Below are 13,874 nucleotides of genomic sequence, written 5' to 3' on the forward strand. Positions count from 1 at the left end.
GTGGCTTTGATGGCCCCATCGTCGGAACGCCGCCCGGACCAAGCTCGCTCCCACATTTTGATCGCATTCTCATGAAAGAACGCGGTCACTTGTGGGAGCGAGCTTGCTCGCGATGGCGGCAGCACAGGCACCACGAATACTACTTGCCGATTGAAATCTTCGGTGCCCAGGTCAGCCATTCGTCTTCGAACTTATCGAACAGCGGAAACGTTTGCTCAGCTCGCGCCGGACTGCCCATGCGCTCGCCGTCCGGCGTGGCGAAAGCGATGCCGCCCTGAATCAGCGTTTCCAGCGATTCGGTACGCATCGTCGCCCCTTTGAACAAGCCGTAATCAAATCCAAAACCACTGGAGTTCCAGAAACGCGTGCCGCTGCGCACCAACGGCGCGTACTTCGGCTCGATCAGGATGTGCACCAACACACGATCCGCCGTCTGGCCGAGTTCATAGCCTGTCACCTTGCCCACGGTGATTTCGCGATAAGTGACCGGCACACCTGTTTTCAGCGAACCACGGCGGGCAGCGCTCAACACGAGACTCAAACCGGCTTCTTGTTTAGCAGTTTCCGGTGGATTGGTCAGGGCCACGAAATTTTTCTGCGGACCGAGGTTCTTCGCGGCCGGTTGCACTTCGATGTATTGGCCAGTGACCAGCGTTTCGAGGTTGGACGTCTTGATCAGACCCAGTTCGGGTTTGACCACCCAGAACTGACTGCCGACCCGAGCGATACGCTCCGGCACTTCGGTGATTCTTGCGGTCAGCATTACCGATTGCAGGTCATCCGTGAGGTCGACGTCTTCAATTTTGCCGACATCCAGGCCTTTGAATCTCACAGGTGTGCCGTTGCGCAAGCCATCGGCGCGATCAACCTTGATCGTGACCACGGCGCCTTTCTGGTTGGCTTCGTCATGGCTGGCGAACAGACGGAAACGCGGAATCCGCTTCTGCAACGGCGCCTTGGCTTCCGGGGTTTCGAAGGCAATGCCGCCGGCCATCAGGCTTTGCAGCGACTCACTTTTGACCTGGATTCCGCCGGTCAGTCCACCGGTCAGCGTGATGCCGCTGGCATTCCAGAACCGTGTCGAGGCGTTGACCAGCCCTTCGTATTCCTTCTCGATGTGTACACCAATCACCAGCTGTTTTTTGGTGCGCGAGAACTGATAGCTCTGGACCGAACCGACCTTGACCTGCTTGTAGAGAATCGGGCTGCCGACCTCCAGCGAACCGAGGTTTTCGGTGAACAGCACCAGGTGCAATCCCGGTGCACGCAAGTCGAGCGGCGGTGCCTTCGGCCGTGCCACAAACTCGCGCTGCGGTGCGGCGCCTTTGTCTCCTGGACGCACGGCGATGTAGTTACCTTTAACCAACGCTTCGAGACCGGTGATACCGGCGAGCGAGATCGACGGTTTGACCACCCAGAACTGGGTGCCTTCGACCAGGTAATCTTCAGCCAGTGGATCGAGGGTCAATTCGGCGGTGGCACTGGATAGATCAGGATCGATCTTGAGCGCTTTCAGATTGCCGACCTGGATACCTTTGTACATAACCGGTGTGCGACCCGCCTGCATTCCTTCGAAATCGCTGAGTTTGACCTTGACCCGAATACCGGCGGCGGCGGCATCGAAATCTTCGTAGAGACGGAATGGCAGACTCGGATCGGTGGGCGGACTGTCCTTGCGGTTCTCCGGCGTGGCGAACGCGATACCGCCTGCGACGATGCTCGCCAGGGACTCGCTGCGCACTTTCACACCCGACAGGTTGGCGTCGATGCTGATGCCGCTGGCGTTCCAGAAACGCGTGTGTTTGCGCACAAGCTTGGCGTAAGTCGGTTCGATGAACACTTTGAGTTCGACGGTGCTTTGGTCTTCGGACAGCAGATAACTTTTGATCTGGCCGACCCTGATCTGCTTATAGAACACCGGGCTACCGCGATTGAGTGAACCGAGGCGATCAGCCTTGATGGTCAGGTGTAGACCGGGCTGGGCGTCCGACAGCGGCGGCTCTTCGGCCAAGGCTTTGAACTTGCGAGTCGGCTCACCTTCGCCCGGGCTTATCGCCACGTAGTTACCCGAGACCAGTGTCTCCAGGCCAGTGATGCCGGCCAGCGTCACGCTCGGCTTAACCAGCCAGAAACGGGTGCTGGTCCGCAGGTATGGCTCCACGTCCTTGTTCATTTCGACGGTGGCGATCACGCCTTTGGAGTTGCCTTCGTCATCAAGTTTGAGGGTCTTTACCTTACCCACCGACATGCCTTTGTAGACGACTTCGGTCTTGTTGGCCTGAATGCCTTCACCACTTTCGAAACGCACCTGAATCTCGATGCCGGTCTCGTTGTAGGCACGCCAGCCAAGCCAGCCGCCGATGATCAGGGCAATCAGGGGCAACACCCAAATAGCTGACCAGTTCGAGGCCGGTCGGGTTTTTGCTGTAGGCAAATCAGTCATGGTCGTCGTCCGACTCCGTGTTATCCCAAATCAGTCGGGGATCGAAAGTTACTGCGGCAAGCATCGTCAGAATCACCACACTGGCGAAAGCGATGGCGCCAAGATTGGCTTCGACGCTGGCAAGCCGTCCGAAATTCACAACCGCCACCAGGATGGCAATCACAAAAATATCGAGCATTGACCAGCGCCCAATGAACTCAATAAAGCGGTACATCCAAATGCGCTGGCGAGCCGACAGTGGCTGGCGGCGTTGCACGGAAAACAGCAGCAGTGCAATGCCCACCAATTTGAACGTTGGTACCAGGATACTGGCGATAAAAACCACGGCAGCGATTGGAATCATGCCGTGTTGAACCAGTTGGATCACACCGGACATGATGGTGCTGGGATCGCCCTGCCCCAGTGAACTGACGGTCATGATCGGCAGCACGTTGGCAGGGATGTAGAGAACCGCCGCGGTAACCAGCAACGCCCAGGTACGCATCACGCTGTTCGGGCGACGGGCGTGAACCAGCGCACCGCAACGGGTGCAAATCTGCTCGTCGGTGTCCGCTTCCTGCTTGTTCAATTCATGGCATTCGGCGCAAATCAGAATGCCTGCATCAATCGCCCGCATGGGCATCCTCTCCTGATAAAGCCTGCCAGATCTGATGGGGAGACATCACAACCTCCAACCAGACCTGAACCAACAACAAACCGATAAAGCACGCCAGGCCAAGCCCGACGCTAATTGCTGCCATATCTGCCAGTTTGACGATCGCCACCAGTACGCCCATGAGGTAGACCTCGAGCATCCCCCAATCGCGTAAATGGTGATAAATGCGGTAGAGCAACAGGCCGTAACTGCGTCCGATATCAAAACGAATACTCAGCAGTACAACCAGTTGGCAAAGCAACTTGAGCAGCGGGATTCCCATGCTGCAGAGAAACACCACGACTGCAACGCCCTGCATTCCGGTATCGAACAGGCCAACAACGCCACTCCAGACGGTGTCGTGCGATGACTGCCCGAGTAGATGGAGCTGCATGATGGGTAAAAAGTTCGCCGGGATATACAACAACAGAGCGGCGAGAACCAACGCGAGACTGCGCTGTACGACGTTATGCCGATGGGCGTAGAGCTCGTAGCCGCAGCGCGGACAGAGCGCTTTCTCGCCATGGGCGAGTTCGGGCTTGCGCATCAGCAAGTCGCACTCATGACACGCTACCAAGTCGTCCAGCGGTAATTCTGACAGCCCTGGGGCGTCAACCGGATCTGGCATAAAGGCTCTGGCTCCGAAAAAGTTGGACCTATTCTAGTGTCATGGATCGAAAATAACTGTGCAAATTTGTGCTTTAACTGAAAGCCACTTTCCTGCGGACAAAACAAAACCCCTACCTGCATACGCAGATAGGGGTTTCGGAATTTAATCTTGACGATGACCTACTCTCACATGGGGAAACCCCACACTACCATCGGCGATGCATCGTTTCACTGCTGAGTTCGGGATGGGATCAGGTGGTTCCAATGCTCTATGGTCGTCAAGAAATTCGGTAGCCAGGTCGTGGGCCTTTGCAGGTTCACGCTCCAGCGAATGGGTATGCGATAGTTTGGTGTTTGGTGAGTATCTCGAACTTTCGGTTCGTTTCGTCTTCACACACCGCAATCTGGCCTCTTTCGAGCTCACAAATTGCTTGGGTGTTATATGGTCAAGCCTCACGGGCAATTAGTATTGGTTAGCTCAACGCCTCACAGCGCTTACACACCCAACCTATCAACGTCGTAGTCTTCGACGGCCCTTCAGGGGACTCAAGGTCCCAGTGAGATCTCATCTTGAGGCTAGTTTCCCGCTTAGATGCTTTCAGCGGTTATCTATTCCGAACATAGCTACCCGGCAATGCCACTGGCGTGACAACCGGAACACCAGAGGTTCGTCCACTCCGGTCCTCTCGTACTAGGAGCAGCCCCTCTCAAATCTCAAACGTCCACGGCAGATAGGGACCGAACTGTCTCACGACGTTCTAAACCCAGCTCGCGTACCACTTTAAATGGCGAACAGCCATACCCTTGGGACCGGCTTCAGCCCCAGGATGTGATGAGCCGACATCGAGGTGCCAAACACCGCCGTCGATATGAACTCTTGGGCGGTATCAGCCTGTTATCCCCGGAGTACCTTTTATCCGTTGAGCGATGGCCCTTCCATACAGAACCACCGGATCACTAAGACCTACTTTCGTACCTGCTCGACGTGTCTGTCTCGCAGTCAAGCGCGCTTTTGCCTTTATACTCTACGACCGATTTCCGACCGGTCTGAGCGCACCTTCGTACTCCTCCGTTACTCTTTAGGAGGAGACCGCCCCAGTCAAACTACCCACCATACACTGTCCTCGATCCGGATAACGGACCTGAGTTAGAACCTCAAAGTTGCCAGGGTGGTATTTCAAGGTTGGCTCCACGCGAACTGGCGTCCACGCTTCAAAGCCTCCCACCTATCCTACACAAGCAAATTCAAAGTCCAGTGCAAAGCTATAGTAAAGGTTCACGGGGTCTTTCCGTCTAGCCGCGGATACACTGCATCTTCACAGCGATTTCAATTTCACTGAGTCTCGGGTGGAGACAGCGCCGCCATCGTTACGCCATTCGTGCAGGTCGGAACTTACCCGACAAGGAATTTCGCTACCTTAGGACCGTTATAGTTACGGCCGCCGTTTACCGGGGCTTCGATCAAGAGCTTCGCGTTAGCTAACCCCATCAATTAACCTTCCGGCACCGGGCAGGCGTCACACCCTATACGTCCACTTTCGTGTTTGCAGAGTGCTGTGTTTTTAATAAACAGTCGCAGCGGCCTGGTATCTTCGACCGGCATGGGCTTACGCAGTAAATGCTTCACCCTCACCGGCGCACCTTCTCCCGAAGTTACGGTGCCATTTTGCCTAGTTCCTTCACCCGAGTTCTCTCAAGCGCCTTGGTATTCTCTACCCAACCACCTGTGTCGGTTTGGGGTACGGTTCCTGGTTACCTGAAGCTTAGAAGCTTTTCTTGGAAGCATGGCATCAACCACTTCGTCACCCAAAGGGTAACTCGTCATCAGCTCTCGGCCTTAGAATCCCGGATTTACCTAAGATTCCAGCCTACCACCTTAAACTTGGACAACCAACGCCAAGCTGGCCTAGCCTTCTCCGTCCCTCCATCGCAATAACCAGAAGTACAGGAATATTAACCTGTTTTCCATCGACTACGCTTTTCAGCCTCGCCTTAGGGACCGACTAACCCTGCGTCGATTAACGTTGCGCAGGAAACCTTGGTCTTTCGGCGTGGGTGTTTTTCACACCCATTGTCGTTACTCATGTCAGCATTCGCACTTCTGATACCTCCAGCAAGCTTCTCAACTCACCTTCACAGGCTTACAGAACGCTCCTCTACCGCATCACCTAAGTGATACCCGTAGCTTCGGTGTATGGTTTGAGCCCCGTTACATCTTCCGCGCAGGCCGACTCGACTAGTGAGCTATTACGCTTTCTTTAAAGGGTGGCTGCTTCTAAGCCAACCTCCTAGCTGTCTAAGCCTTCCCACATCGTTTCCCACTTAACCATAACTTTGGGACCTTAGCTGACGGTCTGGGTTGTTTCCCTTTTCACGACGGACGTTAGCACCCGCCGTGTGTCTCCCATGCTCGGCACTTGTAGGTATTCGGAGTTTGCATCGGTTTGGTAAGTCGGGATGACCCCCTAGCCGAAACAGTGCTCTACCCCCTACAGTGATACATGAGGCGCTACCTAAATAGCTTTCGAGGAGAACCAGCTATCTCCGAGCTTGATTAGCCTTTCACTCCGATCCACAGGTCATCCGCTAACTTTTCAACGGTAGTCGGTTCGGTCCTCCAGTTAGTGTTACCCAACCTTCAACCTGCCCATGGATAGATCGCCCGGTTTCGGGTCTATTCCCAGCGACTAGACGCCCTATTAAGACTCGCTTTCGCTACGCCTCCCCTATTCGGTTAAGCTCGCCACTGAAAATAAGTCGCTGACCCATTATACAAAAGGTACGCAGTCACCCAACAAAGTGGGCTCCCACTGCTTGTACGCATACGGTTTCAGGATCTATTTCACTCCCCTCTCCGGGGTTCTTTTCGCCTTTCCCTCACGGTACTAGTTCACTATCGGTCAGTCAGTAGTATTTAGCCTTGGAGGATGGTCCCCCCATATTCAGACAAAGTTTCTCGTGCTCCGTCCTACTCGATTTCATGACTAAGAGATTTTCGCGTACAGGGCTATCACCCACTATGGCCGTACTTTCCAGAACGTTCCGCTAATCTCAAAGCCACTTAAGGGCTAGTCCCCGTTCGCTCGCCACTACTAAGGGAATCTCGGTTGATTTCTTTTCCTCAGGGTACTTAGATGTTTCAGTTCCCCTGGTTCGCCTCTTAAGCCTATGTATTCAGCTTAAGATAACCATCTTATGATGGCTGGGTTCCCCCATTCAGACATCTCCGGATCAAAGTCTGTTTGCCGACTCCCCGAAGCTTTTCGCAGGCTACCACGTCTTTCATCGCCTCTGACTGCCAAGGCATCCACCGTATGCGCTTCTTCACTTGACCATATAACCCCAAGCAATCTGGTTATACTGTGAAGACGACATTCGCCGAAAATTCGATAATACTCAATTAAGAGCAACTCACAAATTTTACCTTAGCCTGATCCGTTACCAGTGAAAGTAACGTCCAGTCTATCTTTCTATCACATACCCAAATTTTTAAAGAACGATCTAATCCAAAGACTAGAAATCAACATTCACCATCCTACGATGGAATGCTCATTTCTAAGCTTTCAACAAACAGAAGCAGTAGTGGTGGAGCCAAACGGGATCGAACCGTTGACCTCCTGCGTGCAAGGCAGGCGCTCTCCCAGCTGAGCTATGGCCCCGTATTTCTACAGGTTCCCACACAAAATTGGTGGGTCTGGGCAGATTCGAACTGCCGACCTCACCCTTATCAGGGGTGCGCTCTAACCAACTGAGCTACAGACCCAATTTCGGGCTGCTTCTTTATCGTCTTCTTCAATGAATCAAGCAATTCGTGTGGGAGCTTATGGAGCAGCTGATGTCGTCGATTAAGGAGGTGATCCAGCCGCAGGTTCCCCTACGGCTACCTTGTTACGACTTCACCCCAGTCATGAATCACACCGTGGTAACCGTCCTCCCGAAGGTTAGACTAGCTACTTCTGGTGCAACCCACTCCCATGGTGTGACGGGCGGTGTGTACAAGGCCCGGGAACGTATTCACCGCGACATTCTGATTCGCGATTACTAGCGATTCCGACTTCACGCAGTCGAGTTGCAGACTGCGATCCGGACTACGATCGGTTTTCTGGGATTAGCTCCACCTCGCGGCTTGGCAACCCTCTGTACCGACCATTGTAGCACGTGTGTAGCCCAGGCCGTAAGGGCCATGATGACTTGACGTCATCCCCACCTTCCTCCGGTTTGTCACCGGCAGTCTCCTTAGAGTGCCCACCATTACGTGCTGGTAACTAAGGACAAGGGTTGCGCTCGTTACGGGACTTAACCCAACATCTCACGACACGAGCTGACGACAGCCATGCAGCACCTGTCTCAATGTTCCCGAAGGCACCAATCCATCTCTGGAAAGTTCATTGGATGTCAAGGCCTGGTAAGGTTCTTCGCGTTGCTTCGAATTAAACCACATGCTCCACCGCTTGTGCGGGCCCCCGTCAATTCATTTGAGTTTTAACCTTGCGGCCGTACTCCCCAGGCGGTCAACTTAATGCGTTAGCTGCGCCACTAAGAGCTCAAGGCTCCCAACGGCTAGTTGACATCGTTTACGGCGTGGACTACCAGGGTATCTAATCCTGTTTGCTCCCCACGCTTTCGCACCTCAGTGTCAGTATCAGTCCAGGTGGTCGCCTTCGCCACTGGTGTTCCTTCCTATATCTACGCATTTCACCGCTACACAGGAAATTCCACCACCCTCTACCATACTCTAGCTTGTCAGTTTTGAATGCAGTTCCCAGGTTGAGCCCGGGGATTTCACATCCAACTTAACAAACCACCTACGCGCGCTTTACGCCCAGTAATTCCGATTAACGCTTGCACCCTCTGTATTACCGCGGCTGCTGGCACAGAGTTAGCCGGTGCTTATTCTGTCGGTAACGTCAAGACACCAACGTATTAGGTTAATGCCCTTCCTCCCAACTTAAAGTGCTTTACAATCCGAAGACCTTCTTCACACACGCGGCATGGCTGGATCAGGCTTTCGCCCATTGTCCAATATTCCCCACTGCTGCCTCCCGTAGGAGTCTGGACCGTGTCTCAGTTCCAGTGTGACTGATCATCCTCTCAGACCAGTTACGGATCGTCGCCTTGGTGAGCCATTACCTCACCAACTAGCTAATCCGACCTAGGCTCATCTGATAGCGCAAGGCCCGAAGGTCCCCTGCTTTCTCCCGTAGGACGTATGCGGTATTAGCGTCCGTTTCCGAGCGTTATCCCCCACTACCAGGCAGATTCCTAGGCATTACTCACCCGTCCGCCGCTCGCCACCAGGTACAAGTACCCGTGCTGCCGCTCGACTTGCATGTGTTAGGCCTGCCGCCAGCGTTCAATCTGAGCCATGATCAAACTCTTCAGTTCAAACATCTTTGGGTTTTTAAGAAACCCTAAACTTGGCTCAGCAATCGTTGGTTACATCTTTGATTTCTCGCGGAGTAACTTGTGATGCTGATAATCTTGTTGACTATCAGTCTGACTCCACAAGCACCCACACGAATTGCTTGATTCAGTTGTTAAAGAGCGGTTGGTTAAGATCTTTCGTCTCAACCGAGGCGCGCATTCTACAGCAGCCTCTGTTGCTGTCAAGCGGTTATTTTCCGAAGTTTTCAAAGTTTCCTTTGCAACTTCAACCACTTGCGCTTGCGATCTCTCGTTAGCGGGAGGCGAATTCTACAGCGTTACTCGCTGCTGTCAACACCTCTTTTAACACCGCTTTCGACCGAGAAGATCGAATCGTCAATCGAGCCAAACAACCCCGCTCAATCAACTCCTTCTGGGCTTCGATGACCTGAAGCAACTCGCTGCCGAAAACTGCGTAACTCATTGTTTACCAAGGAGTTTTCCGTTTCGACTGCGCCGGAAGTGGGGCGAATTATAGACTTCCAGAATCTGCCGTCAACCCTTAATTACGCTTTCCGTGCAGAAGGTGCCTTTTTAGCAATTAAACGCGGGATTCGGCGGGTTACGGGCGGCAGTCGCAACACTAATAGCAATGCACCTATAGAGGCGTAAACCGCCCACTCCTTAAGATCAGCACGCACGATCCACAACATATGCAGCAATCCAAGCCCGAGAACCACATAGGCAAGACGATGCAATGTCTTCCAGCGAGAACCCAAACGTCGCTGACTATAGCGATTTGAGGTCACCGCCAAGGCCAGTAAACACAGAAACCCCAGCGCTCCGACAATAATGTACGGCCGCTTGCGCAACTCGACACCCAACTGCGACCAATCAAAGCCGAGGATGAACGCCGTATACCCACTCAAATGCAAAACCACATAAGCGAAGCACCACAACCCCAGTTGCCGCCGGACAGCAACCCACCCCGCCCAACCGGTAAGCTTCTGCACAGGAGTCATGCTTAAAGTAATGAGTAGCAGGACAAGCGTTCCCAGCCCCAACCGGTCAACCAGCACCTTGCCCGGATCAGGCCCCAGCACATCCTCCCAGGCCTGATACAACCAAAGCAGCGGCCAGACCGCAGCAGCTATAAAGACGCCAATTCGCCAAAACGGAAATCGCATCAGTAGTTCTTCCGCAAATCGAGCCCTGCATATAAGGAGGCGACTTCATCCGAGTAGCCATTGAACATCTGCGTATCCCGCACATTGGGCTTGAACAATCCACTCGGCAAACGCCGTTCGCGCGCCTGAGTCCAACGCGGATGGTCGACCGCAGGATTCACGTTCGCATAAAAACCATACTCATCCGAGGCAATGCTCTGCCAGGTGGTTTTAGGCTGTTCACTCACCAGACTGATCCGCACGATAGATTTGATGCTCTTGAAGCCGTACTTCCACGGGACCACCAACCGCAGAGGCGCGCCGTTCTGATTCGGCAACTCCCGCCCGTACATACCCACGGCAAGAATCGCCAACGGGTTCATCGCCTCATCCAGGCGCAGCCCTTCCACATATGGCCAATCGATCAAGGCAAAACCGGAGCGCTGCCCGGGCATGCTCTTGGGGTCTTCCAGGGTTTCGAAGCGAATGAATTTGGCTTTGGAGGTCAGCTCGACTTCCTTGAGCAGGGCCGAGATGGGAAATCCGATCCATGGAATGACCATCGACCAAGCCTCTACACAGCGAAGACGGTAGATGCGCTCCTCCAACTGATAAGGCTTCATGAAGTCTTCCAGTGCATACCGCCCCGGCTTGCCCACCTCCCCATCTATTACCACGCTCCAAGGCTCGGTTTTCAGCGCGCCGGCGTTGGCGGCTGGATCACCTTTATCGGTGCCGAACTCGTAGAAGTTGTTGTAATGGGTCGCGTCCTTGAATGGCGTGATCGCCTCATCCTTGACGTTGACTGCGCCCCATTTGGTAGAAGGAAGTTTTTCGGCAAACCAGGAAGGCGCCTTGCCAGGCTCAACATCCGCATAACGCGCAGCATCACCAGCAGAAGCCCAACGCGGCAGGCTGCTCACGGCCAAACCGGCAACAGCGGCGCCAAGAACATTGCGACGAGATAGATAGAAGGACTCAGGCGTGACGTCCGACTCATGACAGTCAGACGCTTTGGAGACTTTGATCAGCATGGCAACTCCGCAGCATTGGAGAACAGATGCACCAATAGACTGCGGAGTATGAGGGAAATTACATCACTCGGCGTTTTTGTGCCGACGAAGACGCAACAGGTACTGCACCGGACCAGAAGCCGCATAGGCAAGGAAAACCAGCAGCAGGATGCGCGGCGGATCACTGAAAACCACGGCAAACACCAACACCACGGCCAGAATCGCCACGAAAGGTACGCGCCCTTTCAAATCCAGCTCTTTGAAGCTGTTGTACTTGATGTTACTGACCATCAGCATGCCGGCAGCCGCGACCATCAGCGCAACCAGGAAGGACATCTTCGAGCCCTGAATGCCGTAATCACTGAACGCCCAGACAATGCCTGCAACCACACCAGCAGCAGCCGGACTGGCCAGACCAATGAAGTAGCGCTTGTCCGCAGTGCCGACCTGGGTATTGAAACGTGCCAGACGCAACGCCGCACCAGCTACATAAATGAAGGCAACCATCCAGCCGACCTTACCCATGTCGCCCAAGGCCCAACCGAATGCCAACAATGCCGGCGCGACACCAAAGGCGACCATGTCGGACAGCGAGTCGTACTCGGCACCGAAGGCGCTCTGGGTATTGGTCATACGGGCAACGCGACCATCGAGGCCATCGAGCACCATCGCGACAAAAATCGCGATCGCTGCAAAAGCAAAATACTTGCTCGCACCAATCGAATCACCGGCACTCAAGGCGCTCTGGGCGCTCATCGAGTTGATGATGGAATAAAACCCTGCGAACAGATTCGCAGTGGTGAACAGATTCGGCAGAAGATAGATACCACGATGCCGGACTTTACGACCTTCAGCGTCATGCCCTTCCTCGATGTGTTCATCGATGGGCAGCAGGCTTTCGGCGTCAGAAGCCTGGTTTGGCTCTTCGGGACGTTCGCTCATGGACATTACCTTGCAACGGGGTGGAAAGTTTGGACAGGTGTCTGGGACGACGGTTCGGCCGCAAACGATGCAGCTTTATACCAGAACCGGCCACCCAAACGAAAAAACGCGGCCTAGGCCGCGTTTTTCGTACAAGTGCGCGACTTAGTTTTTAGCTTTGTCGACGATCTTGTTGGCACCGATCCACGGCATCATGGAGCGCAGTTGCTCGCCGATGATTTCGATACCGTGAGCGGCATTGTTACGACGCTTGGCGGTCATCGAAGGATAGCCGGTAGCGCCTTCGCTGATGAACATCTTGGCGTATTCGCCGTCCTGAATACGTTTCAGGGCGTTGCGCATAGCCTGACGGGATTCGGCGTTGATCACTTCCGGACCGGTCACGTACTCGCCGTACTCAGCGTTGTTGGAGATCGAATAGTTCATGTTGGCGATACCGCCTTCGTACATGAGGTCAACGATCAGTTTCAGTTCGTGCAGGCATTCGAAGTAGGCCATTTCCGGCGCGTAGCCAGCTTCAACCAGGGTTTCGAAACCGGCTTTAACCAGTTCAACGGTACCGCCGCACAGAACGGCTTGCTCGCCGAACAGGTCGGTTTCAGTCTCGTCCTTGAAGGTGGTTTCGATGATGCCGGTACGACCGCCACCAACGCCAGCAGCGTAGGACAATGCAACGTTTTTGGCGTTGCCGGAAGCATCCTGATAGATAGCGATCAGGTCAGGGATACCGCCGCCTTTGACGAACTCGGAACGCACGGTGTGGCCCGGAGCTTTCGGCGCGATCATGATCACGTCGAGGTCAGCGCGCGGAACAACCTGGTTGTAGTGGATCGCGAAGCCGTGGGAGAAGGCCAGGGTGGCGCCTTTCTTGATGTTCGGCTCGATTTCGTTCTTGTACAGAGCGGACTGGAACTCGTCCGGGGTCAGGATCATGACCAGGTCGGCAGCCGCAACAGCGGAAGCAACGTCGGTCACTTTCAGGCCGTGAGCTTCGGCTTTGGCAACAGTCGCCGAACCTTTACGCAGACCAACAGTAACGTCAACGCCGGAGTCTTTCAGGTTGCACGCTTGAGCGTGGCCCTGGGAACCGTAACCGATGATGGCAACTTTCTTGCCCTGGATGATCGACAGGTCGCAGTCTTTTTCGTAATAAACTTTCATGAAATTCCCCTATATATCCAGGCCGTTCAGGCCATTCGCTAATTTGGTTTAGATGCTGAGTACTTTGTCGCCGCGGGCAATACCGGTTACGCCGCTGCGGACGGTTTCCAGAATCGAGGCGGTGCCAATGGACTGAATGAAGCTGTCGAGCTTATCGCTGGTACCGGTCAATTGAACGGTATACACGCTAGCGCTGACGTCAACGATCTGCCCACGATAAATATCGGTAGTGCGTTTGATCTCGGCGCGCTGGGCACCGGTGGCCTTGACCTTGACCAGCATCAGTTCGCGCTCGATGTGAGCACTCTCCGACAGGTCAACCAGTTTGACCACTTCGATCAACTTGTTCAGGTTCTTGGTGATCTGCTCGATAACTTCATCGTGGCCAACCGTGGTCAGCGTCAGACGCGACAGGGTCGGGTCTTCGGTAGGTGCCACGGTCAGGCTTTCGATGTTGTAGTTGCGCTGCGAGAACAGGCCGACTACACGAGACAGAGCGCCCGGTTCGTTTTCCAGAAGCAAGGAAATAATGTGCCGCATGA

General features: G+C 54.2%; 8 protein-coding genes, 2 tRNA genes and 3 rRNA genes. All 13 read right to left on the minus strand.

Annotated elements, in window-relative coordinates:
• Nucleotides 1-139: 139 nt before the first annotated feature.
• On the minus strand, nucleotides 140-2,443 hold the full coding sequence (locus tag ACA079_RS27620) for a PqiB family protein (protein ID WP_497701623.1): 2,304 nt from the start codon (nucleotides 2,441-2,443) through the stop codon (nucleotides 140-142).
• The gene (locus ACA079_RS27625; protein ID WP_497701624.1) at nucleotides 2,436-3,059 is read right to left on the minus strand and encodes a paraquat-inducible protein A; all 624 of its coding nucleotides are present in this window, start codon (nucleotides 3,057-3,059) and stop codon (nucleotides 2,436-2,438) included. The genes ACA079_RS27620 and ACA079_RS27625 overlap by 8 nt, the downstream gene beginning before the upstream one ends.
• Nucleotides 3,046-3,705 carry a paraquat-inducible protein A gene (locus ACA079_RS27630; protein ID WP_497701625.1) on the minus strand — a complete coding sequence of 220 codons (660 nt, stop codon included), beginning with the start codon at nucleotides 3,703-3,705 and terminating at the stop codon, nucleotides 3,046-3,048. Before ACA079_RS27630 ends, ACA079_RS27625 begins: the two co-directional genes overlap by 14 nt.
• A gap of 148 nt (nucleotides 3,706-3,853) precedes the next feature.
• A 5S ribosomal RNA gene (rrf, locus tag ACA079_RS27635) occupies nucleotides 3,854-3,969 on the minus strand.
• 159 nt (nucleotides 3,970-4,128) lie between these two features.
• Nucleotides 4,129-7,020: ribosomal RNA gene (locus ACA079_RS27640) — 23S ribosomal RNA — on the minus strand.
• Nucleotides 7,021-7,269: 249 nt separating this feature from the next.
• Nucleotides 7,270-7,345 (minus strand) — tRNA-Ala (locus tag ACA079_RS27645).
• Nucleotides 7,346-7,372: 27 nt separating this feature from the next.
• A tRNA-Ile gene (locus ACA079_RS27650) sits at nucleotides 7,373-7,449 on the minus strand.
• Nucleotides 7,450-7,532: 83 nt separating this feature from the next.
• Nucleotides 7,533-9,071: ribosomal RNA gene (locus ACA079_RS27655) — 16S ribosomal RNA — on the minus strand.
• Together the 16S, 23S and 5S rRNA genes with 2 tRNA genes alongside form the textbook arrangement of a ribosomal RNA operon.
• Nucleotides 9,072-9,616: 545 nt before the next feature.
• Nucleotides 9,617-10,237: a protein-methionine-sulfoxide reductase heme-binding subunit MsrQ gene (msrQ, locus tag ACA079_RS27660; protein WP_497701626.1), complete on the minus strand. Its 621-nt coding sequence runs from the start codon at nucleotides 10,235-10,237 to the stop codon at nucleotides 9,617-9,619.
• Nucleotides 10,237-11,250, minus strand: coding sequence for a protein-methionine-sulfoxide reductase catalytic subunit MsrP (gene msrP, locus ACA079_RS27665; RefSeq protein ID WP_497701627.1), 1,014 nt, complete (start codon nucleotides 11,248-11,250; stop codon nucleotides 10,237-10,239). Before msrP ends, msrQ begins: the two co-directional genes overlap by 1 nt.
• Nucleotides 11,251-11,313: 63 nt before the next feature.
• Complete coding sequence (pssA, locus tag ACA079_RS27670) at nucleotides 11,314-12,171, minus strand: CDP-diacylglycerol--serine O-phosphatidyltransferase (RefSeq protein ID WP_056746100.1); 858 nt, start codon at nucleotides 12,169-12,171, stop codon at nucleotides 11,314-11,316.
• A 144-nt stretch (nucleotides 12,172-12,315) separates the two neighbouring features.
• Nucleotides 12,316-13,332, minus strand: coding sequence for a ketol-acid reductoisomerase (gene ilvC, locus ACA079_RS27675; RefSeq protein WP_007948647.1), 1,017 nt, complete (start codon nucleotides 13,330-13,332; stop codon nucleotides 12,316-12,318).
• A gap of 48 nt (nucleotides 13,333-13,380) precedes the next feature.
• The gene (ilvN, locus tag ACA079_RS27680; RefSeq protein WP_003176102.1) at nucleotides 13,381-13,872 is read right to left on the minus strand and encodes an acetolactate synthase small subunit; all 492 of its coding nucleotides are present in this window, start codon (nucleotides 13,870-13,872) and stop codon (nucleotides 13,381-13,383) included.
• Nucleotides 13,873-13,874: the final 2 nt, after the last annotated feature.

It is taken from the genome of Pseudomonas sp. LBUM1645 (assembly GCF_059716185.1).

Bases quoted from the DNA above. Each gene is read 5' to 3' on its own strand.
- ACA079_RS27620 (WP_497701623.1), bottom strand. From the start codon at position 2,443: ATGACTGATTTGCCTACAGCAAAAACCCGACCGGCCTCGAACTGGTCA.
- ACA079_RS27625 (WP_497701624.1), bottom strand. From the start codon at position 3,059: ATGCGGGCGATTGATGCAGGCATTCTGATTTGCGCCGAATGCCATGAA.
- ACA079_RS27630 (WP_497701625.1), bottom strand. From the start codon at position 3,705: ATGCCAGATCCGGTTGACGCCCCAGGGCTGTCAGAATTACCGCTGGAC.
- msrQ (WP_497701626.1), bottom strand. From the start codon at position 10,237: ATGCGATTTCCGTTTTGGCGAATTGGCGTCTTTATAGCTGCTGCGGTC.
- msrP (WP_497701627.1), bottom strand. From the start codon at position 11,250: ATGCTGATCAAAGTCTCCAAAGCGTCTGACTGTCATGAGTCGGACGTC.
- pssA (WP_056746100.1), bottom strand. From the start codon at position 12,171: ATGAGCGAACGTCCCGAAGAGCCAAACCAGGCTTCTGACGCCGAAAGC.
- ilvC (WP_007948647.1), bottom strand. From the start codon at position 13,332: ATGAAAGTTTATTACGAAAAAGACTGCGACCTGTCGATCATCCAGGGC.
- ilvN (WP_003176102.1), bottom strand. From the start codon at position 13,872: ATGCGGCACATTATTTCCTTGCTTCTGGAAAACGAACCGGGCGCTCTG.